This window comes from Bartonella sp. AP58NXGY, from assembly GCF_042195785.1.
GTDB lineage: Bacteria > Pseudomonadota > Alphaproteobacteria > Rhizobiales > Rhizobiaceae > Bartonella.
Window position 1 is genome coordinate 53,620 of the sequence record NZ_JBHIOY010000008.1, and the last position, 23,136, is coordinate 76,755.

Genomic DNA, 23,136 nt, shown 5'->3' on the forward strand with positions numbered 1-23,136 from the left:
CCTTCCTTTAATGGAAAATCAGGTTTTGATATTATGCAATGCCATGATAGAGTTCTCTCTGCAAGAGATATTGATAAGAAAATAAGCAACTTTTCTTGTAGCTTATTTTGAAGTTGTTTATAATTCTTTGTGAAGTTTTTTTTAGGATATTTTATGAGCAAGATATCAGATAATCACGGACAGTCTTCTTGGAAACTTATGAGAAAGAAAGTGAGTGAGAATACATCTCGTGATCGTTATAAGACTTATGTGCCAGCGTATACTCAATTACCATTGCCGAATAATATGAAAAGACAAATCTTTTTTTGGCTGGGTACGCTGATTTTTTTCATTCTTTTTATGTTTGTTTTTGGATCGATTTTGCTTCCTTTTGTGGCAGGGATTGTGTTGGCTTATTTTCTCAATCCCATTGTTCAATTACTTGAAAAATTTGGTATTCGTCGTGTGTTTGGGACTGTCCTTATTACCTTATTTATTGTTATTACCTTTGTTGCTTCTTTAGTTATTTTGATTCCTGTTATTAGTTGGCAAATACAGCAATTTATGAGTGATGGTTTACCTGTTTATATTAATCGTATTCAAACCTTTTTTGTTGAGCATGATTTTGATTGGTTAAGGCGCTATTTTGGAAGTGATCCAAATGAATTTCGGAATAATATTAAAGGATTTTTGGGAGAAGGTTCGGATTTTATTACGTCTCTTTTAAATTCACTTTTAAAGTCAGGAAAATCTATCGTTAATATCGTTAGCCTATTTGTTGTGGCGCCTGTGGTGGCATTTTATATGTTGTTAGATTGGCCACGGATGGTGAAAGCAATTGATTCGTTAATACCGCGTGATCATCTTGAAACTGTTCGGAGTATTTTTCATGAAATGGACAGGGCTATCGCAGGCTTTGTTCGTGGACAAGGAACAGTTTGTCTCATATTGGGAGGCTATTATGCTATTGGTTTAACAATTGCAGGACTCAATTTTAGTCTTTTGATTGGTATGTTTATTGGCCTTATTAGCTTTATTCCTTATATCGGCACAATGAGTGGTTTGGTCCTTTCTGTTGGTATTGCATGGGTCCAGTTTTATCCCAATAATTGGGGGGGAATCATTGTTGTGATGGCACTTTTTTTAATTGGTCAATTTATTGAAGGTTATATTCTTCAACCCAAGCTTGTAGGTTCATCAGTGGGATTACATCCCGTATGGTTGATGTTTTCACTTTTTGCTTTTTCTTCACTCTTTGGTTTTACTGGTATGCTTGTTGCTGTTCCTGCGGCAGCGGCTGTTGGCGTCTTAGTTCGTTTTGCTCTTCATACTTATCTGAGTTCTCAGATGTATTCGCAAAGGGGAAATTCGGAGCCGCTAAAATGAATGGGCGTGAAACGCAATTATCTTTAAATTTTCCTTATGATCCGATTTTTCAATTTGAGGATTTAGTGGTAACGGAAAGCAATCGTATGGCTTTTCAGCTTATTGATCACTGGCCCAATTGGAGCTTACCTATTGCAGTTTTGGTTGGCACAGAAGGATCTGGAAAAACGCACTTTTCTAATATATGGCTCCAAAAAGCAGATGCTTTCAGAATTCAGCACAATGAAATTGATCAGGCTGTTACTATAGCTTCTTTAGGCAGATCATTTTTAATAGAGGATATTGATGCTGGTGAAATCAATGAGATAGAACTTTTTCATTTAATTAACAGTATTAAGCAGACAAATCTTGATGCACGACAAGCTACTTTATTGATGACGGCACGAACACTTCCTTCCGCTTGGAATTTAACGTTAAATGATCTAAAAAGTCGTCTTAATTCGGTGATGTTCGTTGAAATTAATCAGCCTGATGATGCATTGTTAACAGCTGTTGCTTTTAAGCTTTTTTCCGATAGGCAACTTATTGTACATCCAGATACGGTTTATTATCTTGTAAGTCGTTGTGAACGTTCTTTATTTTCATTGAAGCGTGTTATTGTTTCTGTTGATCAATTGGCATTACAAAGAAAAAGAAAAATAACACGTGCTGTTATTGCTGAAGTTTTGAATAGAAGAAATCCGTAAATACTCCTTATCATAGCTTACTTATTCTGTTCTTCTATTATCGTTTCAATATGTAGAAAGACAAGTCATTTAAATTTTCTCTTTTTTGGATATCTATATAAGAGAGAAAAATAGTATTTTTTACTTTTGTCATGTGTTTATTTTTAATAACTTTGAGATTTTATTGTATGATGTTGAATTCTTTTCATCTTCGCATTTGAAAATTTTTCTAAAAAGAGCGCTTTAATTTATTTATAATAAAACCTTTGTGCTTTAAAAAAATGTTTATTATTTATGAATTTGGATTGTCGAAAATTCTAGAATTTTTAATAAAAGAGTTCTTGGGAAGATAGAAAAAGAGGAGAAAAAAGCTTAATACAGCTGAATTCTTTGGCTTATGTTCTCTTTGGAAAAGTTTTCCTATGATATTTAAGTTGTTTTTTTCTAAAATTGTATCTGTGGAATGCGTTTTGATATAGTAGGAGCTTGCTTAAAACAGGATAAAAATTATGAAGTCCTTATAGAGAAATTCATCTTTTTTAATATAGATTGGATTTTTTACGGAGGTTATTTTCTACTATTTGTCAATAAATTTGTTATTGAGTAGGGGAAAAAATTGAAAAATGTGTTTTTTTGTAAAGAAATGCAACAAAATTTAAAAAAAGTGTGTTTTTCTCTTGCACTTCTGTTGTGAAAATTTTAGGAAATGTGCATCAAATAAATGTAAATGGCGGAGCGTAGCGCAGCCTGGTAGCGCACCTGATTTGGGATCAGGGGGTCGTAGGTTCGAATCCTATCGCTCCGACCATATTTGATTGAGTGTGTGAGAATGATCAAATTGGGTACGTGTGGTGAGAAGCTATCATTCAAGCGTTGTGTAATCTGAAGGAAAAAGACATGATCGCACGTATTTATAGTCCTGCTAAGACAGCTATGCAGTCAGGTAAGGGGAATACAAGTTTTTGGGTTCTAGAGTATGAGCCGATGAAAGAAAAAATGCTTGAACCTCTTATGGGATACACGGCAACGTCTGATATGAATAATCAGGTAAGGATCCGATTTAATAGGAAAGAAGAAGCGATTGCTTTTGCACGTAAGAATGCTATCTCTTACCGTGTAGAAAAGAAACATACATCGATTCGACGTGCTATTTCTTATTCTGATAATTTTCGCAGTGATCGGCAGCAACCTTGGACACATTGAATTAAAGATGCTATTTTGAATTGAGAAAATAATCAGTTGGGTCCCGTAGCTCAGCTGGATAGAGCAACGGCCTTCTAAGCCGTGGGTCACAGGTTCGAATCCTGTCGGGATCACCATGTTTAAATGATATTAATAGGCGGCACAAAAAATTGGGGGTTTTTGTTGCTTTGATTTTATTGCTAAGCATTTTCTCAGCTTTTTGGGTATAAAGAGATGCCAATCTGTCTTCTGTTCAGCCCAAAAGTGCTTGAAGTTGTATAGGGTAGCTCCTGCATTAGAAACATGAGTTGCTGCTCACTTTATTTATTACTAATTTTTTAGTATCTACTGTATTAGATGCTTTACAAAACAGATTGCCAAAATTTTCTTTTACGCGTTCTTTTTCATTTTTCTGAAAATAAATATCCTATTTCTTAGATGATAGCTAAGCATTGCAGCTAATTCCGGTAAAATTGCAAAAACAATATCTATTCTAAATTGATTTTTTTGTTTTTAGATGAATAACATTAATTATATCTTTTGAGTATGATCTTGGTAAGATTGGTTTTCACGGCGTGATGGGCCCCATTTATAACTGTTTTACGGAACTTTTAAGATGTTTATGATGGGAGCTTACAGACGTCTCCATGAAGGGGTGGAATATATTTTCTCGTATGAAGGTTATGCCTTTTATAGCAAGTGATGACTCCAGTGTTTTGTTGTATAAAAAGATGCGGTATGGGGCACAGATAAGATATTTTTTCAATGAGATATATTTGCAACCAATTTGATTTAACGTGGTTGTCACTGTGGATTTTTCTCAGGTAGAGCTATAGATTTCAGCAATGTTTATGTTTTTTTAGTTATAGGTTTGAGAATGCATAATGTTGTGTCTTCATAGGCTATCTTGCACATATGCTGTTTGAATTGTGAATGAAGATGAATTGTATCTCGTAACGTTAAATTTTTCGATTCCAGTTTACATTTTAAAATGTTCTATCTTATCTTTTTATAGTTTGTACGACATGCTATAGGTCTTTTAGTATTAAACAATCATCTACACACTAAAATGCTATGGGATAAGATTAAATATTCTTAAATTTGCACGATTCAAGGTCATCTCTGCTTGTTTTTTATTTCAGTAGGGATGCAGTGCGGATAAAAAGATTCGTTGGTGTTTTTTACTCTTTTAATACTTTGTTTCACTCTGTAATTGCTAAACTTAAAATGTCGAATCTAAAAAACAAGCGTTTTATTGACTGTTGTTATATCTGATGGCTTTGGCAATAAGTATACGCCAATAGAGATGAGAGAAATAAAAAATTGAGGATAGATCAGGAAATAAACAATATTTTTTCAAAAAGAAGTATATGTTTGCTGTAAGGTTATTTATAAAAAGATTTTTAGATTCATTAAGTTATGAAACTTTAGGTGGATTTGTTAAAAATGTGAATCCACTTTTACAGAAAGCACTCAATAAATAAAAAAAATTAACAAAGGATGCGTTTTTAGAGCTAATGCTGGGAGTTTATATCCTCTCACTTTTATTTGTATGCCTTTCACAGTGAAAAAGGATATATAAAATCAATAAGTCACTTGCAGTATAAAGTTGAATGGTGGGCGTGACAGGGATTGAACCTGTGACCCCTACGATGTCAACGTAGTGCTCTCCCGCTGAGCTACACGCCCATTCACTGATGTTGCATACACCACATAGAATGACAAACGTCAATGCCTAATTTCATTTTCTCTTTTACCAGATATGAATAATTTAGAAAAATATCCTTTTAAGCAGCTATAAGGATCTTTTCAACCTCATTTACGAGTTCACGTAAGTGAAATGGTTTAGAGAGTACTTTTGCATCAGGAGGAGCATCGCTATTTGAATTGAGTGCAACCGCTGCAAAACCTGTAATGAACATTACTCGTAAATCAGGGTCAATTTCAGTAGCGCGTCGTGCGAGTTCGATTCCATCCATCTCTGGCATCACAATGTCAGTAAGGAGAAGGGAAAAAGGTTCTTCTTGTAAACGTTCATATGCGCTAATACCATTATCGAAATCGGCGACTTCGTAGCCTGCACGTTCTAAGGCTTTTACTAGAAAGCGACGCATATCGTTATCATCTTCTGCGAGCAGGATTCGTTTCATGATTATGTTCCAATGGCTCCATTTGTCAGAGTTTTTGCCGCATCAATTATACAATATAGAGTATTTATAAAAAAGGTGCTAAAATGCTCATAATTGAAATGAATGGCAAAATGGTTAATTCTTACATTCTTATTTACAATACAGTATATTCGTTGTGAGTTGGTTAAATTCGAAATGTATGTGGTTTTGAAAAAAGAGGACCGATCAAGCTGTTTTAAGATGATTCAATCTGATTTCTTTTTTATCAGAACTCCATTAAAAAACTTATGAAAATCATTAATGTATAGAATCCTTATATTAGGAAGTTAGAAAAACATTATGTTAATTTATTGTTTTTAAAAAGTTTTATTACAAAATAGATCTTTATAGATGTTTATATTTTATAAATATTTTAAAATAAACATTATAAAAGAAGTTGTTTTATAGTATTTTACCTACTTAATAAAAGATATTATTTTTATAAATATTAAAAATATTTATATTTTTAAATTTATGATAACAAAAAATAATAAATAATAAATAAATAACTAATTACATAATATATATTGTATAATTATTATTTTATTAAATTAACTTATTATAAAAATAATATTGTTTATATGATGTTATATTTTGTACATTAGGTGTTTTTGTTAGAAAATGTAATGAATATTTAGGTTACGGTTTTCCTGTAGAGTCTATAAAACGAATCATATAAGTGGTTAGAAGAGAGTATCTACTGTATCAAAGAAGTACTTATAGATTGACGTTGCTAGTAAAAACTGCATTTTGGATGGAGCAAGCGGAAGTCTCATGTTATTTTATAGATACATTATCGGGGATAAATGCATCAAATGCAGCCCAAAATTGTTTTTTATAATCTTCGTTAACCATAATTGTATCCAATTCAGCACCTCTAATGGTAATACTTTCTGTCAGACATGTGTGTTGGCATAATTGCCGCACTTCAATGTTGTTTGCAATATTATTTCGATTGGCGAGAATAAAGAGTGTTGGGATTTGTAAATGCCCGTGAAGTAAATTTTTCTTCATAGAATTAATCGTATTAAATACTGATGCCATCCATAAGGATGTTGGGGGCTTAATGGAAGAGAACGGCACTTTATGAGTGTGTCTCAATGGCATATTTTTTTGTTTCGTTTTTTTAAATTTTTTTCCATCTTTCGCTGGTATGAAGCCAAGACCTATATCAGAAAGAAATTGTGTTAATTTATGTTGAAAACCATTCGTTTTATTGCCGAATGGAGCAAAAAGGGGAGAAACACAGAGCAATTTATTAAACTGATGATTAATGAGATCTAATCCGCTCAGTGCTATCAATCCACCTATGCCATAGGCGAGCATAGAGTAAGGAGGCGGACAATTAGGATAAACAATATTTTTAAGAAATTTATATAAGTCATTAATATCATTATTTATGTCAAAGTAATGATGTCGGCATTGTTTGCTTATCTTGAAGGATGTTTTTTCTTGATTAAACCAGTCAAATATTGCCGTATGAAAACCGCGTTTAGAAATTTCGTTTATTGGTAAAAAATATTTTTCTAAAGCATTTGCATAGCTTTCGAGAATAACAATTGTTCCCTTAGATTTTTCTACTTCAGGATATGTTATCGCAAAACGAATTTCGCGATCTCTTGCTATTTTTAAGGTACTATAATGAATATTAGGAGGTGTAGACTCCCCGTCTATGCAATAAAAAGGTGTTTCCAATTGACATCCTTTACAGTGTATTTTTGCAATTTAGTGCAACGTGAAATAATGAGAGGACTTTGTATTTATGTAATAAGGAAGACGGATTAAGAAAGGGGCAGGGTGCTTTTTAGATAGTTTTTAACAATTCACGTACAAAAAAGTTGAAATAAGGAAAAATGATTACCAAATAATATAATGTGGTTGCCATGATGGGGCCATGGGTTCACAAGTAAGTTTGCCATTTGGGAACTTTGTGAATCAATTATAAATTATAGTCGCTCTAGAGGAGGGCAATATTATGCGTCAAGTAGACTTTTCACCATTTTATCGTTCCACAGTAGGTTTTGATCATCTTTTTAATTGGTTTGATTCTAGAACCCAACCAGATGAAGTTTCTTCTTATCCCCCTTATAATATTGAACGTTTAACTGAAGATTCTTATAGAATTTCTATGGCTGTTGCTGGTTTTTCTCAAGATGAAATTGATATTGAAACACATTGTAACCAGCTGATCGTTAAAGGAGACAGAAAGCCTGAAAATGATGCTGAAGAACGAGAGTTTCTTTATCGAGGTATTGCTTCGCGTGCTTTTGAACGGCGTTTTCATTTGGCTGATCATGTTAAGGTTATTGGAGCAGAACTTGGAGATGGGCTTCTTCATATTCAGCTTAAAAGGGAAATGCCAGCTGAATTAAAACCAAAAAAGATAACTGTGCAGACGTCACCATCCATTACAAAAAATGATAATAGCGACATTATTGCGTAAAGAAAATTTTAGAAAATATAAGAACCGAATAATTATAAATTTTTCTAAAGACTAAAATAACGCGAGGCAAAAGTCTCGCGTTTCGTGTGTGTTTTTGTAAGAAAGAAAATTATTTTAATAAAAATAGCTCATCTAAAATTTATGATAAAAATATTATCGCACATTATCCTACGTTGAAGAAAAAAATGTAGGTATCCATTGAAATGCATAGTAGTTCGATTATGAAGTCAGCTTATTTTTCATTTTATAGTATTTTAAGAATGGTCGGAGCGGCGGGATTTGAACCCACGACCCCTTGACCCCCAGTCAAGTGCGCTACCAAGCTGCGCTACGCTCCGAGTTCGTGTAAAACGATTAAATGACTGTTTATTTAAAGGCAAGAGAAAAAATAAACAGAATAAAATCTAAAATGTTCTCACATTCAGAACTTTTAAAAGTAAAAAATTTTGCACATCAATATTTTGTTGTTCATTCAAGATAAGGAGCGAATCTATAAAATTCTTTATTATCATTAAAATTATGGCTCTATAATTAATAAATGTATGCATTTAACTCCTTTTGCAGATTGTGAAAAGATAAGATTTGTGATTTTAGGGTTATAGACTGGGGAAGGAGGGAAGCGAGTAGCGCGGAAGATATATTTTCAAAACGTTAGTGGAGAATATATGGCAGTGAAACGTTTTCCTTTGTTTAGAGTTTTTATAGAAGAGGTATTTTGCATTTTATATGGATATAAAATTATAAATTTCAGATATGTGCAATCATAAATTTTATTTTATGGCGATGCATTTTTATCCCAATAAATTTTTCTTCTAAAATATCAGAGAGAATCTTGTAAAGTAAAAGCATTTAAAGTGTCTATTAAGCCAAGAAAAGAGTAAACGATGAGCCGTTTTTCAGTAATAAATTTAACACAAGAAGCCGTGGAGCGTGTTAAAGCGATTATGGATGCAAAAGATGCACGGGGGATTCTTGTTGCTATCAAAAAAGGCGGTTGTGCAGGAATGGAATATACAATTACTCTTGTTAAAGAAGAGGGAATAGATGCAGATGTTGTTGAAGTGAATGGTGCTCGTGTTTTTGTAGCACGCGATGCAGTATTGTTTTTATTAGGAACACAGATGGATTATGAAGTAACAACGCTTCGTTCTGGTTTTGTCTTTAAAAATCCTAATCAAGTTTCAGCATGTGGGTGTGGCGAGTCAGTAGAACTTCGTCCTGCTACCCAAGATCAATATAAAACGAATCGAGCCTCGTGAAATTATCTAAGCTTAGAGAAATTATCATTGAGTAATTCTAAGCAGCTTGTTTTCTTGGTACAATAAACTTAATATTTTGACTGTTCATTTTTAGCTTGCTTCCAAAGTGCTTCCATTTCGTTCAAGGATGCATCAGTGAGTGTTTTAGATTGGGTGGATAGTTTTTCTTCAATATAGGCAAAACGATTTCGGAACTTTGTATTTGTTTTTTTTAATGCTTTTTGTGAATCAATTGCTAAGTGGCGTGCAAGATTAAGAAGAATAAAGTAGAGATCTCCAAACTCTGCTTCTATCTCTGAGTTTTGTTTATTTTTGATGGCTTCTTTGAGCTCTTCCAGTTCTTCTTCTATTTTTTCAAAAACTTTATCACTTTTTTGCCAATCAAAACCTACTTTAGCTGCTGCTTCTTGTAAAGCAAGTGCTTCTTGGTTTGCTGGCTGGATTTGTTTTACTGTTGCGAGTATGCTTGTGGAGGAATTGTTGTTTTTTTCTTTATATAATTTTTTTTGTTCAGCCTGTTCTTTGATTTTTATATATTCCCACTCCTCTTTTATAACCCCCCGTTCTTTTTGCACAGCATTTCCAAAAACATGAGGATGGCGCCGAATCATTTTTTCCGTAATTGCATAAACAACATCTTCAAAAGTAAAACTGCCTTCTTCCTGTGCAATAGTAGCATGATAGACAACTTGTAAAAGAAGATCACCAAGTTCTTCACAGAGATCCCTTCGGTTTTTTTGTTCAATGGCATTGATGACTTCGTAAACTTCTTCGAGCATATAGGGTATGAGAGATTCAAAAGTTTGTTTTTTATGCCATATACAACCACTATCAGGATTGCGTAATGCAGTGATAATTGCGGTGAGATCTTTGATATCTTTTGAGGCTAACATTTGCACTTCCTCTGTAAGCAATAGAGCTTATGTTAGATGTCCCAACGTCTATGTAACCACATCCATTGTCCAGGATATTCACGGACCCAAGTTTCAACAATATCATTTAATTTTTGCGTAGAAGCCGCTATATCGATATCATTTTTTTCATCACGTGGAAGTTCTACATGTTCATATAATTCTAAACGATGACGTCCTCCAGGTAGACGAATACAACGTGCTGGATAAATATCACAGTTATATTGTCGAGCAAGCTTTATAATTAAGGGATTTGTTTTAAGTTGTCTGTTAAAAAATGTTCCCACGATACCGCGGCGAAATTTTTGATCAACGAGCATACCAACATTTTTACCTTCTGCTAATTTAGCTGCTAATGCCCACGCTGCACCGGCTTTAGAGGGAACAAGATGTCCCATAGAAGTTTGTCGTGCTTTAAGAACGCGTTTGGCAATATAAGGGTTGTTGGGTGGTCTAAATAACACTGTAATATTCAAATCAAAACTTTGTGCGCAAATAGGGAGAAGTTCAAAATTTCCAGTATGCGCTGTGAAAAAAATATGTGGTTTTTTTTCCTTTTTTAATCGTTCAAAGATTTCAACTCCTTTAACCTCAATGAAACCTGGCTCATCCGCATGAGGATCAAAATCAAAAATTTTATCAAGAAAAATATATTCAGCGAGGAAACGTCCTATATTTTCCCACATTTCTATTGCAATCGCACGGAGTTCTTGCTCTGTTTTTTCTGGATATGCACTCCTAAGGTTTGCAAGTGTGATTTGATGACGATGGATAAGGGGACCAATTTTTTTTGCTAACCAAGCAAAAAAAGAAATTCCCATGTTGGCTGGAAAACATTTTAGAATAAATAAAGAACCAAAGAGTAGATATGCCCATAACAAGTAGGATATTTTTTTAGCTATAATTTTAATACGATATATGAATTTTTTAAGAAAAGTTTTCATCATGATTTAATCGATTTTAAGAATAATTTTACCAAAAACATCACGACTTTCCATTCGTTTTAAAGCTGTATCAATTTCATCAAGCCCAACAATTGTATCAATGACAGGATGTGCGACCTTTTGTGCCATTTTTTGCATGGCATTTTTCATATTTTCCAGACGGCAGCCAAATGAACCAAATATCTTAAGTTGTTGCTGGAATAATTGCATGAGATTGAGTGGTGCTGAAACACCAGAGGTAGAACCGCAAGTCACTAAACGTGCTCCTTTTTTCATACACAACAGAGAACCATTCCATGTATCGACACCAACATGCTCAAAAACAACGTCAACACCTTTTTTTTGAGTTAATTTACGTACTACACCTTCAAAACGATCTTTACGATAATTAATCACATGATCTGCTCCAAGAGCTTGTGCTTTTGCAATTTTTTCATCTGAACCTACAGTGGTGATAACTGTACATCCCCTATGCTTTGCAAGTTGAATAGCTGCAGAGCCAATACCGGAACCACCTGCTTGTATCAGGATTGTTTCTCCTTCTTGTAGTTTTGCGTTATCGAAAAGCATATGTTCTACAGTACCAAAAGTAATTGGAGCAACAGCTGCTTGCAATTCATTACATTGGGGTGGGGCTGGAACCAATAAACGTGCTGGCAGATTAACAAGCTCACAAGCAAATCCATCAAGATGAAAACCGTAGACTCCCTTTACATGACTGCAAAGATTATCTCGTCCTTCATGACAAGCTTGGCATACTCCGCAGGTTTGTGCACCATAAATTGAGACTATCTGTCCAAGTTGGAGATGTTCAACGCCATCTCCTATTTGTACAACCTCACCAGAGGCTTCTGCACCAATGATGAGGGGCATTTTTCTTTTCGCAAAGGCCATGCCACGCCATCCCCATACATCAATATGATTAAGGGCAACTGCTTTTATCCGCACAGTTACTTCACCTAGACTAGGTGAAGATGGCGAGGGAATATTGGTGATTTCAAGTCGACGTTCATTAAAGAGTTGCAGTGCACGCATTATCAGCCCCCTTAAAAGACGTTATTAGGTTAGCGTTACAAAATTTTTATTATATAAAGGATTATCCTTTATAGGCTGTGATAACAAGACTCGTATTTTGACCACCAAATCCAAAAGAGTTTGACAAAACCGCATTAACACAGGCTTTACGGCTATGATGAGGAACAACATCTAAAGGGATGGCAGGGTCAGGATTATCGTAATTTATTGTCGGTGGAAGTACCCCTGATTGAATGGTTAAAAGAGAAAAAACGGCTTCTATTGCACCAGCAGCAGTTAATGTATGCCCAATCATTGATTTATTAGAAGAGACTGGAATATGCTCTAACAGATCACCAAAGACAGTTGATAATGCAAGATATTCCATTTTTTCATTTTCAGGTGTTGAGGTTCCATGTGCATTAATATAGTCAATTTCATTGATGGTTATTTGTGCATCGTCTAAGGCTTTACGAACGGATTCAATTGCTGGTGATGCATCAGGTTTTGAACGTGTACGGTGAAAATCATCGGCTGTTTCTCCACAGCCAGCTAAAATTCCTAAAACTGTAGCATTACGGTTTAATGCGCTTTGAAGAGATTCAAGAACAAGAGCGCCTGAGCCTTCTGCCATAACAAATCCATCTCGATCACGGCTAAAGGGTTTTGCGGCTTTTTCTGGAGGCTCATTTTGAGTTGAAAGAGCAGATAGTAATGAAAAGCGGATAAGAGATTCTGCTGAAACTGATCCATCTGTCGCAATTGTGAGAGCACGATTTGTTTCTCCCCGTCGAATAGATTCAACACCTAATTGAATTGCTGTTGCACCAGATGCACAAGCAGTGGAAAGTGTAACAGGAAGCCCTTTTGTGCCAAATGTTTTTTGAAGTTTTTCTGCAATTGCACCAAATTGTGTGGTTTCAAAAAGCGCCTCATGGAGTTTATGTTTACAGACTTTAAGAAGATCTGCATAAGAAGGCTCATTATTAAATTTTTCCTCTTGATCAAGACTAAAACGTGCTTTCCATTCAAGTTCAACAGGAGGAGCAGCTAGAAAGAGTGGTCCATTAAAATTTGTTTTATCAACAGCAGCTTGTTCTAACGCTTCTTCAGCAGCAAGATGTGCAAGTTTTTCAGAAAGAGCTGAAGCACCAAACGTACTTTCTTTGAGAAAATCAATCGTTCCAGCAATATATGTGTTTAATCCCTCAATGGGAAAACGTGTTATTTTGTGGATTCCGCTTACACCGTTTGTTAATTTTTGCCAATTTTCATGTTTTCCTCGTCCTAGTGATGTGACAACGCCTACACCAGTTATTGCTACAAGTGGACGTCCAAAATGATCATGATATTTCACGATAGAAATTCCCCTTCAAACAGCTGTAAGACGCACGATACCTTCAGCTCTTTTTATACCAATAGTTGTAACAAATATTTCACGTACTTCTTTAGGAAAAGGTTTTTCATGAGGACTTAACGCTGGAAAACAGTGTTTTTTTTCAATTGCAAGTGCTGCCAGAGCAAGCGCTAGAGGAAATTGTGCTTCCCGCATATAACCAAATAATGTTGTAATACCGCGATAAGATAGATCAGCATCGTCAAGAGCATATTGTTCTGCTTTTGTTGCTTCGTGAGCACCTGAGGCTGCTGAAATGACTAAGGCAGATTTAGCGCCCGCAGTTTTCAACATTGTTGCAATTGACTCTCTCAGTGAAGTTTTGGTTCTATCTGTTTGGTCTGTAACAATTTGACTAATTTCAGCATAAGCACGCGCGTTACGTTTTTTTGCATGTTCCCCACTTTCAAGAACTAGAAAGATACCACCAGAACCGGTTATAATACCGCCGCCAGGGTGAATTTCACGATTCCACACTGGGCTCCACCCATTATGGGTTAAAAGACCACCAAGCTCATGCGCTAATAACATATCATAACTTTGTGCATTATAGGAACTTCCTACAAGAGCATGGGTGCTTTGTCCTGATTTAATACGGGCTACAGCAATTTGAAGTGCAGAAAGCCCACTGCCTTCTTCTCCCATAAATGTGCGAGAAGATCCAGTGACTTTATGAACGATTGAAATGTTTCCTGCCAGAAGGTTTGAAAGTTGTGCCAAAAATAATGTTGGACGAAGTTCGGTTGAAAGAGCAACATTTAACATAGAGGCATGATCGGTGATTGCACGCGCTTTAGAAAGAATTTGTGTATCAACAGTAATATCACGCTCTCCTCCACTTGCTGCTACGATCATATCCATTGTCGAAGTGAATTGCTCATTATTTTTCATACCGGCATCATCAAGAGCAAGACCAGCCGCATAAGTACCAAGACGTTGCCATGTTCCCATTTGCCGTTGATCGCTTTTTTTAGGAATCTGTGAACCCCAATCAATTTCGGGTGCTTTATGAACCGTGTAGGGCGAAAAAGTTGTACAATCTAGATTTGGTGTACGGGCTTGAGCATTTAAGAGATTCCAATGTTGATCAGTTCCTTCTCCCAGAGAGCTTATGAGGCCGATACCAGTGATGAATACAGATTGATCATGCATAGTGAAAAAAATTACTCCGCCTGTTTTAAGGCAACAAGATCATCAATTTTTGCACAAAGATTTTTAAGAACAAAGTACTCTTCCGTTGCAACTGTGCCTTCATTGACTTCTTGCGTCCATTGTTCTAGTGGAACCTTTATTCCGAAAGCTTTATCAATAGCGAAAACAATATCAAGAAAATCAAGACTATCAATTCCCAAATCGTCAATTGTATGACTTTCAGGCGTAATTGTATTGCGATCAATTTCACTGATTTCTGCAATAATATCAGCAACTTTATCAAACGTGGAAGGCAATGTACGGATTCCTTATTATAGAGTTAGTAAATTCAAAATATATTTAATACTATTCTTCTAGCCTTTTTTCTCTTTAAAAAAAAGACTTAATCCAGAATATAGCTGTCTTTTCTATAGAGAAAAGAGGTTTACAGTATATGAAATACTATACCTCAATATTTAAAAAACTTTGAAATTTTATTACACATTTATTTTACGAGACTATTTTTTCTATTTGCCGCAAGGACGGCAAGGGCTGTTATATTAACAACTCCCCGTGAAGTTACCGAAGGTGTTAAAATATGGGCGGGACGTGCAGCCCCGATCAAGATAGGACCAACATGAAGTGCATTTGTAAGGCTTCTAACAGTGTTGAGCGTGATATTGGCTGAATCAAGTGTTGGAAAGATAAGCAGATTGGCTTCACTTTTAAGACGAGAATCAGGAAAAACACGATCACGAAAAACTTTAGAAAGGGCAGCATCACCGTGCATTTCACCATCTGCTTCTAAATCAGGGTGTAATTGAGCAAGAATTTCTGTTGCACGTCGCATTTTACGCGCACTTTCTGTGTTTTTAGACCCAAAGTTTGAGTGTGATAATAAGGCTGCTTTTGGTGTTATTCCAAATGCTTCAACTTCTTTAGCGGCCAATACAGTCATTTCAGCGATTTCTTCTGCAGAAGGATTTTCATTGACGTAAGTATCTGTGAGAAAAAGAGTACGCTGTTGAGAGATAAGTAAACTCATAGCAGAAAAACGGCGAACATTAGGATCAAGTCCGATAATTTGTTCAATCAATTCAAGTTGACGTTCAAAACGTCCCTCTAAGCCGCAAATCATTGCATCTGCTTCTTCTCGCATAACGGCGAGGGCAGCAATAGCCGTTGTTGATGTTCTTACTATTGTTTTTGCCATTTCAGGCGTAACACCACGTCTTCCTGTATAATGAAAAAATAAATTAACATAATCACGAAAACGTGGGTCATCTTCAGGGTTTGTTAATTCAAAATCTATACCAGGACGAATTCTTAAACCAAAGCGTTTTAATCTAGCTTCTACGACATGTGGACGGCCGATAAGGAGCGGTGTTGCTGTTTGTTCTTCAATGACAACTTGTGCTGCTCGAAGGACGCGTTCATCTTCACCATTCGCATAAATAACGCGTTTACGTTTTGCTGTTTTTGCAGCAGCAAAAACAGGTTTCATCGTTAAACCAGAAAGAAAGACAAATCGATTGAGGATATCATAGTAGGCTTCCATATCTTCAATGGGACGAATAGCGACACCTGTTGCCATTGCTGCTTTAGCAACAGCGGGAGCAATACGCAGTATTAAACGTGGATCAAAAGGAGAGGGAATCAAATAGTCTGGACCAAAACTGGGAGGTTCTTTTGAGTATGCACGTGCTACAACATCTGAAGTTTCTTCACGTGCAAGAGCAGCAATCGCATGAACAGCGGCCATTTTCATTTCTTCATTAATTGCCGTAGCACCTACGTCTAATGCACCACGGAAGATATAGGGAAAACAAAGTACATTATTAACTTGATTGGGGTAATCAGAGCGCCCTGTGCAGATCATTGCATCTGGTCGTATAGACTGTGCTTCTTCAGGCATAATTTCTGGTACTGGATTAGCCAGCGCTAAAATTAATGGGTTTGGAGCCATTCTTTTAAGATGTTCAGGCTTTAAAACACCACCCGCAGATAAACCTAAAAAAATATCTGCATTATCAATAATATCAGATAGAGTTCGTGCATCAGTTTTTTGTGCATAATTAATTTTCCAACGATCCATAAGGGTCTTGCGACCTTCATAAACAACGCCTTCCAAGTCACTAAGCCAAATATTTTCAACTTTTGCCCCAAGACGGACCAAAAGATTAATACAAGCGAGGGCAGCAGCACCGGCGCCTGAGGTAACTATTTTTGCATTTTCAATCTTTTTTTCTGAGAGATTTAAGGCATTTAATACAGCAGCAGAAACAATAATGGCAGTTCCATGTTGGTCATCATGAAAAACTGGAATATTCATCTTAGCACGCAGCTTTTCTTCGATTTCAAAACATTCAGGAGCCTTAATGTCTTCAAGATTAATACCACCAAATGTAGGTTCTAAGGTTGATACCGTTTGTACCATTTGTTCTACATTGGATGCATCAATTTCAATATCAAAAACATCAATATTCGCAAATTTTTTGAATAAAACAGCTTTGCCTTCCATAACTGGTTTTGAAGCAAGTGGGCCAATATTTCCTAAACCAAGAACAGCAGTTCCATTTGATATAACGGCAACTAAATTAGAACGGGAGGTATATAGAGCAGCAAGATTAGGATCTTCATGAATTGCAAGACATGGTGCTGCAACACCTGGAGAATAAGCAAGAGCTAAATCACGTTGATTATCAAGAGGTTTTGTTGCTTGTATTTCCAATTTTCCAGGTTTAGGGTATTGGTGATAAAAAAGCGCGGCACTGTCAAGTTCAGCTTTTGGTGACCTTAAATCACTATTTCGTTCTCTAGACATTTTTATGATATCCAAGTTAGTGTGTATTTATATGAGTGTTCTATCTACGATAAGGTTTTGTCCACTAATAGATCCTCATTTCTCTGAATATCAAAATGCGTGAGCATGAGCAAATTCTTCTGGATCATAAAACCAGTTTGGTGATTCTTTTTGTTTGTGCGCATGAATAATTTCATGGTTAGCCGCACGTTTGTTTTTCTTTCCTTAATAAAATTCGTAAAAATTGATTAGTTTACAAAAAATAAAATATTTCCTAACGGCTATATTACCAAGTCATTATTTTTTTTGCAATGCTTAGAAAATAAGGAAAGAACAGAAGAGATTTCCTTATTCATTTCATTCGTTTTTTATAAAATATATATTTTATTTAAAGTTCTATACGGAGGTAGAAAAAAAATAAACAATAATTTGACAGTTATAAATTGTTTATTCAGCTATTTTAAAGGAGTTTGGAACATTGAGAATGACAAATATGTTGTTTTAAGCAATGAATATGTCACTGAAACAGCTGTAATTGCGTACTCTATACATATAAAGTCCATTTCATTAACGCTTTGCTTTATAATTTATAATGAATCATCTCGTATATTGAATGGGAAATTTGAATACAATAAGATACATTCATTTCAAATTCACCTAATATAATAAAAATATTTACTTAGATATTTCAAGTGCACTTAATATGTGGATAAAAACATGTAAGAAAGGAATAGAAATCTTTCTTATGAGCTATTTTAATAATAACGCATGAAAAAATATTAAAGGCTCAAATAAAATAATTTTATTAAATCTTTGTGTTTTTATGAAACTATGAAAAATAAAAGGATTAAGAGAAGGATAAGGGCGTAGGAAATATGCTTTATCATTCTTATAATGATATATTATTTGATAAGTCATTATGCTTTTTTAGAGTTATCGCTTAGGATATCAAAGAAAATCCCATACCCGTTATCTCAGACTTTGAAGTACAAAGCTACTGTTGAAAGCGACGTACTCTATGATGAGCGATTAAGACAATTGGAAAGAAAAGTGGAAAAAATACCTTTTTCCACTTTTCTTGTTTATTTATTGGATGCGGCCACTTGCATGAGCAAGCATAGTATAAACTTTCCCGGTATCTGATATCAGGTATTTGCGAACTGAGTTAGAAGAACCAGAATTGCGCGATACATCACGTAAGAGCTTTTCAAAATCTGTAACATATTGATTCACTGAATGTTTAAACTCAAGATCGCTCATATATTTTCTTTTAATCATTTCAAATATCGTTTTCCCATTCAAGGTATAAAGGCGTTCAGTTACGATGTTTTTTTGTCCACGTTGATAATGATCCCATAGCTCAACAATGGCATTGTGATTAATCGCTTGCACTATACCAGATGCTAATGAGTTAAGAGAGCTATTTGCAGGACGTGGTTTTGTTTGCACTGACGTTAAAACAGCCTCACTAGGCGTTTCATCATAGAAAGTCTCTTCACGTGAAGCTCTTTCTAAGAGATTTGAGACCCATTTATTTGGTCTTTTTTTGCTTTGATCTTGTTGCAAAACAGGTTTAGGTGGTACGATCTTTTTAATGAACTCAGGAGCACTATCATTTCTCTTATTAAGCATTGGTGATGTAGGTAATGCCGATATTAACTGTTCTTTTGCACCCTTTTGATCATTTTGTATAACACTGACCAAATCTTTTAATGCTGTAATTTGCTCATTCAAAGCAGTGCGAATGGTTTGCGTTGTTTCTTTTGTCTTTTCTGGAAGTTTTTTAACATTTTCATTGATATCATTATTAATCTTTGAAAGCTCTAAACGAACTTCATCAGCGGAGCGACGTATATCCTCTGCTGCTTCTGAAAAACGCGTTGATGCTTCACTAACAAGCCTATTAAGTGATTGTTGGAATGAATTTGTGGAGTTACGCGCATTCTTATCAGAGCGTTCAAGTGCTAAGTTGAAGATTTTTTCATAATGCTCAATCATTTGATTAATTTCATGAGATTTTGAAACAAGAGCATCGCTTAATACAGAAAGCGTATTATGTTTTTCTTCAAGTGTTGCACTAAGTGAATTTTCAGACTGTTCAAGAACATGAATAGTTTGGGAAAGTGTCTTTGCATGTTCACCAAAACTGCTCGTTATATGATTAATTTGTTCAAAGGTGTTCTTTGAAAGTCCTTGCAGAATTTCAACATTATTATTAAGAGCGTGATTTGAGGCTGATAAACGCTCTGCTACTTGGTTAGTGTTGCGGAAAAAGTTATTCGTCGTCTCATTAAGCTGACCATCAATATTTTGAACTGCTGATAATAAAACATTGCTATTTTCGTGGAAGTTGTAAATTGATTGGTTTAACTGTTTTAAGACGGATGAAACATTATCAATAAGCTCTTCCTTCATAGCCGTTACTGTTTGAAGTGTTTCAGAATTAGCTTTGCTCAAGCTATTCACTAAAGATTCATTATGTGCATAAATTCTTTGTTCAGCATCTTGTGTGGAGAGAGAGAGTTGTTCACCGATGTGCTGTGTTAAAGAATCAATCGATTCTGTCGTACTTTGCGCTGCTTGATTTAAGTGATTTGTTAGCTCTGTTATTTTTCCAACATGTTCTGAAATTTGTGTGGCTGTTTGATTTCTTGCATCTTCCAGACGGCTCGTTACATCAGAGAGCTGATGTCCTAAATTATTTTTAAGATTTTGCATAGAGTGATGAAGAACATCACAGCGTTCATTAAGGACTTGCTCTATTGCTGTTGTTGATGTGTGAATAGTTTCATTCAATAATGCTTGTGCATTATGACTGGCTGTTGTGAAAGCTTCGACAGTATGTGCTGTTTGTTCAGACAAAACGGACAGAACTTTTTCACTGGTATCATAAACTGTTTTTTTAACATTTGATACAATGCGATTTCCTGATTCTGAAAGAATATTTTCTGCTTGTGCAGTAACATTTGTAACAGAAGAAAGAATTTGTTCACTCGTAGAAGAAAGAATGTCAGAGGCCTTTATAATCTGATTGTGCAAGTTATCTGTGACTGTATTAACAGAATCTTCTAAGGTGACACGCATATTGTCAACACTGCTTTCCAGCGCTTGTTGAATTATCTGACTTTGCTCATTATTAAGCATGAGAGATGTTTTTAAGGTATCAGAACGTTCCTCAATAACAGATGTTTGTGCATCAATAGCTTCACATACTTGGCTAAATTTTTCAGATAATGTTTCTTCTAGCGTTGTTGTACGTTCAAAAATTTTGTGTGCACGAACTTCTAGACTTGTATCAAATGATTCCATACGTGTTTCAAGAGTTTCAAAGAAAACACCACTCGATTGAGAGAGAGTATTCTTTAAAGTTTCGGCCTGACTTTCAAGATTTTTGATATGATCTTGAACCGTTTCAGTAATATTTTTATTGTTGGCAACAATTGCGCTCTCAACTAAATCTATCTGTTGTTTCAATGCAACATCAACACGTATATCACTTTTTGCAATGAGATTATGGATTGTTTCCATGCGTTGCTCGAGTGTGCGTGCTTGATCGGCAAGAACTTCATTGAGAGAAAAACTATTAATCGCTAAAGAGTCACGTAGAGCATCAGCACGGATATCAATATTTCTCGCTTGTGCTTCTAAAGCATCTTGAGTTGTATTGCAGCTTTGTACAATGACATCTTGTAGTTTTTCAGTGCATTGAATGATATTCGTAATATGATTTTCAGCTTGCTTATCAACGACTTGAACATTGTCAGCCAAAACTTTTTCAATCTGAGAAGTATTTTGAGCTAAGACATCAATCTGATTTTTTAATGTATCAGCAATTTTACTCTTCTCGTTATCAAGCATGTCTGCCATGAGAGCTCGTTGATCAGAAAGTTGTACTTTAAAATCTTGTGAACGTTCTTGTATGATATCAACAATGGCCTTGTCGACATGTTGAATTTCTTCTCTTAGACTTTCTTTACTCTTATCAATTGCAGAAAGAATAACTTCACGTCCATTCGTAAACGCATGGGTAATGTCTGCTGTTCTTTCTTGTAGGTTTTCATTTATTTTCAAGACATGAGCTTCCAAGAAGTTACCAAGCTTTTCAGCATTATCCTCTAAAGCCTGACTGCGTTCTATAAAGGAATCAATGATGGAATCACTGTGTTCTTTAAGAGAAAGATCAACGGTTGCTAAACGTTGTTCAAAGGCTCCAATTGCTTGCGAGGTTACGTTATCAAATTTAGAAGAGAGTTTATGTGCTTGGTCGTCGAGCTTTAAGATCTTCTCATCAAAATTCTGTAGAGATTGATTATTACGATCAATAATCGCTTTATCCAGTATTTTAAATTTCTCATCGATAGTGTGTAAAGTTTGATCTGTTACTGCTTGTATATCTGTTGCAATTTTAGTAACATGCGCTTCCGCTTTTGCAGCTGTTTCATTAAAGGTTTTTTCTATTTGTTTTTCATTATGATCAAATCGTTCTGCAAAACCATCGAAGTTTTTTCCTAATTCATGAAAAAAATCTGTGTTTTTCTGCTGAATTTGTGTTGCTGTTTCGTTAAATTTTTTAACAAGCTGATTTGTTACGCCATCACCAGCATAGGAAAGTTTTTCAACAAGATCTTCGCCTTGTTTTTGTAAAGTTTGAGAAAGAGTTTGCGCAAGCTTTTCGACATTTGTGACAATTTTAGAAGTAACCAAGCCAAATTCATCGCTCAGTTGTTCTTGAGTTCCTTTAATTGTTGATTGTACACGATCTGCGTGATTTAAAATGGCTATGCGTTCATTACTCAACTCTTTGATTAATGTATGAATGCGTGATTCATTCTCAGCATAGGCTTGTTCTAGGTTATGAACTTCACCTTGTATGATTGCCTCAAGCTCAACAGCACGTCCGAGGGTACGTTCAATACCTTCATTCATTGCAGCTACTTCTTCACGAATGGTTTGCCCTATAGCAATAGCTTGTTTTTCAGATAGATGCTGTGGTTCACTAAAGCGTTGTGCAGCATTTGTCATAAGAAGAGCAATATTATGCAATTCATTCGAACGTTTTATTAATTGAGCAACGCCCCAAGATATAAGGATAGGAATTGCTGTTCCGGCTGCCACAGCGAGTCCTGTTGGAGATGTAACAAAAGTGCTGATATTGGATAAGGAGCTAAGTCCGGCAGGGGCGAGTTTATGCGCAATAAAAGCGCCTCCCGTTGTCCATAAAGCACTAAGTGCTGTTGTATACCAGTAGATTCGAGAGGAAGAACGCTGCTTTAATAACCCAAAATTTATAGGGGTTGTTATATCATCATTTGCAGGAAGAAGTTTTGTAGACAACAATGTATTGTGAACAGTTCCACCTGAAATATCAGGTGAAGGTTTGGGAGCAAAAAGCTGTTCAACAACGGATTTATCAATAACAGCGTCATCATGAATATTAGAGGCAAAAGTTGAAGTACCATTTTCAGCAAAAAATTCTTCTTCTGCCATTGCAATTTTCTGAATCAACTCATCGACATTAACAACATTTTCAGAATTATTGGATGATATCGTTTCAAGTCCTGTGTTATCGAAATCAAAGTTCATAGCTTTTGTGAGGGCTTCTTCAACTTCAACTTCAAATGTTTGCAATTTGGTTCTGCGTGCCATACTCGCCTCGTACTCTTACAGACGGAAAAGGGATACGTCCTCTCCCACATAATTTCCGCATACTAGCTGTTAATTATTTAGAAAGGAATATGCTTAAGGAAAAATTTTAAAAACTTATCAAGATAAAGTTAACGCAGTTTCTTGTATCCTGATTAGAAGTTTTATAAAATATAATAAAAACAATTTATTACTTGATTCTAATAAAAACA

Annotated in this window: 15 protein-coding genes and 4 tRNA genes; 7 read left to right on the forward strand and 12 right to left on the reverse strand. The window is 35.3% G+C overall.

The window, feature by feature from the left end; all coding sequences use genetic code 11:
* Positions 1-153: 153 nt before the first annotated feature.
* The 5 genes from ACFINC_RS06465 (at position 154) to ACFINC_RS06485 (ending at position 3,349) form a co-directional block, all read left to right on the forward strand.
* A complete protein-coding gene (locus tag ACFINC_RS06465) occupies positions 154-1,365 on the forward strand; it encodes an AI-2E family transporter (RefSeq protein ID WP_375616609.1) in 1,212 nt (403 codons plus the stop codon).
* Positions 1,362-2,051, forward strand: a complete 690-nt coding sequence (gene hdaA, locus ACFINC_RS06470) for a DnaA regulatory inactivator HdaA (RefSeq protein WP_375616610.1) — start codon at positions 1,362-1,364, stop codon at positions 2,049-2,051. The genes ACFINC_RS06465 and hdaA overlap by 4 nt, the downstream gene beginning before the upstream one ends.
* Positions 2,052-2,761: 710 nt before the next feature.
* Positions 2,762-2,838: transfer RNA gene (locus ACFINC_RS06475), tRNA-Pro, on the forward strand.
* 89 nt (positions 2,839-2,927) lie between these two features.
* Entirely contained in the window at positions 2,928-3,233 is a 306-nt protein-coding gene (locus ACFINC_RS06480; protein ID WP_375606624.1) for an ETC complex I subunit, read from the forward strand.
* Between the two features lie 39 nt (positions 3,234-3,272).
* Positions 3,273-3,349: transfer RNA gene (locus ACFINC_RS06485), tRNA-Arg, on the forward strand.
* A 1,477-nt stretch (positions 3,350-4,826) separates the two neighbouring features.
* Here the strand turns inward: ACFINC_RS06485 and ACFINC_RS06490 are convergent.
* The 3 genes from ACFINC_RS06490 to ACFINC_RS06500 form a co-directional block, all read right to left on the reverse strand.
* Positions 4,827-4,901: transfer RNA gene (locus ACFINC_RS06490), tRNA-Val, on the reverse strand.
* Positions 4,902-4,999: 98 nt separating this feature from the next.
* The gene (gene cpdR, locus ACFINC_RS06495; protein WP_005773448.1) at positions 5,000-5,362 is read right to left on the reverse strand and encodes a cell cycle two-component system response regulator CpdR; all 363 of its coding nucleotides are present in this window, start codon (positions 5,360-5,362) and stop codon (positions 5,000-5,002) included.
* A 795-nt stretch (positions 5,363-6,157) separates the two neighbouring features.
* Complete coding sequence (locus tag ACFINC_RS06500) at positions 6,158-7,075, reverse strand: serine aminopeptidase domain-containing protein (RefSeq protein ID WP_375616611.1); 918 nt, start codon at positions 7,073-7,075, stop codon at positions 6,158-6,160.
* Between the two features lie 280 nt (positions 7,076-7,355).
* On the opposite strand from ACFINC_RS06500, the gene ACFINC_RS06505 reads away from it, so the two are divergent.
* Positions 7,356-7,823, forward strand: a complete 468-nt coding sequence (locus ACFINC_RS06505; protein ID WP_375616612.1) for an Hsp20 family protein — start codon at positions 7,356-7,358, stop codon at positions 7,821-7,823.
* Between the two features lie 261 nt (positions 7,824-8,084).
* Here the strand turns inward: ACFINC_RS06505 and ACFINC_RS06510 are convergent.
* Positions 8,085-8,161 (reverse strand) — tRNA-Pro (locus ACFINC_RS06510).
* A 546-nt stretch (positions 8,162-8,707) separates the two neighbouring features.
* On the opposite strand from ACFINC_RS06510, the gene ACFINC_RS06515 reads away from it, so the two are divergent.
* Positions 8,708-9,082, forward strand: coding sequence for an iron-sulfur cluster assembly accessory protein (locus ACFINC_RS06515; RefSeq protein ID WP_375616614.1), 375 nt, complete (start codon positions 8,708-8,710; stop codon positions 9,080-9,082).
* A 68-nt stretch (positions 9,083-9,150) separates the two neighbouring features.
* Here the strand turns inward: ACFINC_RS06515 and mazG are convergent, their stop codons facing one another.
* The 8 genes from mazG to ACFINC_RS06555 form a co-directional block, all read right to left on the reverse strand.
* The gene (mazG, locus tag ACFINC_RS06520; RefSeq protein WP_375616616.1) at positions 9,151-9,975 is read right to left on the reverse strand and encodes a nucleoside triphosphate pyrophosphohydrolase; all 825 of its coding nucleotides are present in this window, start codon (positions 9,973-9,975) and stop codon (positions 9,151-9,153) included.
* A gap of 32 nt (positions 9,976-10,007) precedes the next feature.
* Entirely contained in the window at positions 10,008-10,937 is a 930-nt protein-coding gene (locus ACFINC_RS06525; RefSeq protein WP_375616652.1) for a lipid A biosynthesis lauroyl acyltransferase, read from the reverse strand.
* A gap of 6 nt (positions 10,938-10,943) precedes the next feature.
* Positions 10,944-11,972: a zinc-binding dehydrogenase gene (locus tag ACFINC_RS06530; protein WP_375616617.1), complete on the reverse strand. Its 1,029-nt coding sequence runs from the start codon at positions 11,970-11,972 to the stop codon at positions 10,944-10,946.
* Between the two features lie 61 nt (positions 11,973-12,033).
* On the reverse strand, positions 12,034-13,308 hold the full coding sequence (locus ACFINC_RS06535) for a beta-ketoacyl-ACP synthase (RefSeq protein ID WP_375616619.1): 1,275 nt from the start codon (positions 13,306-13,308) through the stop codon (positions 12,034-12,036).
* Between the two features lie 15 nt (positions 13,309-13,323).
* The gene (locus ACFINC_RS06540; protein ID WP_375616620.1) at positions 13,324-14,499 is read right to left on the reverse strand and encodes a beta-ketoacyl-ACP synthase; all 1,176 of its coding nucleotides are present in this window, start codon (positions 14,497-14,499) and stop codon (positions 13,324-13,326) included.
* 11 nt (positions 14,500-14,510) lie between these two features.
* Positions 14,511-14,795, reverse strand: a complete 285-nt coding sequence (locus ACFINC_RS06545) for an acyl carrier protein (RefSeq protein ID WP_005773457.1) — start codon at positions 14,793-14,795, stop codon at positions 14,511-14,513.
* A 188-nt stretch (positions 14,796-14,983) separates the two neighbouring features.
* Positions 14,984-17,302: an NADP-dependent malic enzyme gene (locus ACFINC_RS06550; RefSeq protein WP_375616621.1), complete on the reverse strand. Its 2,319-nt coding sequence runs from the start codon at positions 17,300-17,302 to the stop codon at positions 14,984-14,986.
* Positions 17,303-18,367: 1,065 nt separating this feature from the next.
* Complete coding sequence (locus tag ACFINC_RS06555; RefSeq protein WP_375616622.1) at positions 18,368-22,927, reverse strand: hypothetical protein; 4,560 nt, start codon at positions 22,925-22,927, stop codon at positions 18,368-18,370.
* Positions 22,928-23,136 lie beyond the last annotated feature (209 nt).

Coding starts and splice junctions, on each gene's coding strand:
- ACFINC_RS06505 (WP_375616612.1), top strand. CDS start 7,356: ATGCGTCAAGTAGACTTTTCACCATTTTATCGTTCCACAGTAGGTTTT.
- ACFINC_RS06515 (WP_375616614.1), top strand. CDS start 8,708: ATGAGCCGTTTTTCAGTAATAAATTTAACACAAGAAGCCGTGGAGCGT.
- ACFINC_RS06540 (WP_375616620.1), bottom strand. CDS start 14,499: ATGCATGATCAATCTGTATTCATCACTGGTATCGGCCTCATAAGCTCT.
- mazG (WP_375616616.1), bottom strand. CDS start 9,975: ATGTTAGCCTCAAAAGATATCAAAGATCTCACCGCAATTATCACTGCA.
- ACFINC_RS06525 (WP_375616652.1), bottom strand. CDS start 10,937: ATGAAAACTTTTCTTAAAAAATTCATATATCGTATTAAAATTATAGCT.
- hdaA (WP_375616610.1), top strand. CDS start 1,362: ATGAATGGGCGTGAAACGCAATTATCTTTAAATTTTCCTTATGATCCG.
- ACFINC_RS06555 (WP_375616622.1), bottom strand. CDS start 22,927: ATGGCACGCAGAACCAAATTGCAAACATTTGAAGTTGAAGTTGAAGAA.
- ACFINC_RS06465 (WP_375616609.1), top strand. CDS start 154: ATGAGCAAGATATCAGATAATCACGGACAGTCTTCTTGGAAACTTATG.
- ACFINC_RS06530 (WP_375616617.1), bottom strand. CDS start 11,972: ATGCGTGCACTGCAACTCTTTAATGAACGTCGACTTGAAATCACCAAT.
- ACFINC_RS06550 (WP_375616621.1), bottom strand. CDS start 17,302: ATGTCTAGAGAACGAAATAGTGATTTAAGGTCACCAAAAGCTGAACTT.
- ACFINC_RS06480 (WP_375606624.1), top strand. CDS start 2,928: ATGATCGCACGTATTTATAGTCCTGCTAAGACAGCTATGCAGTCAGGT.
- cpdR (WP_005773448.1), bottom strand. CDS start 5,362: ATGAAACGAATCCTGCTCGCAGAAGATGATAACGATATGCGTCGCTTT.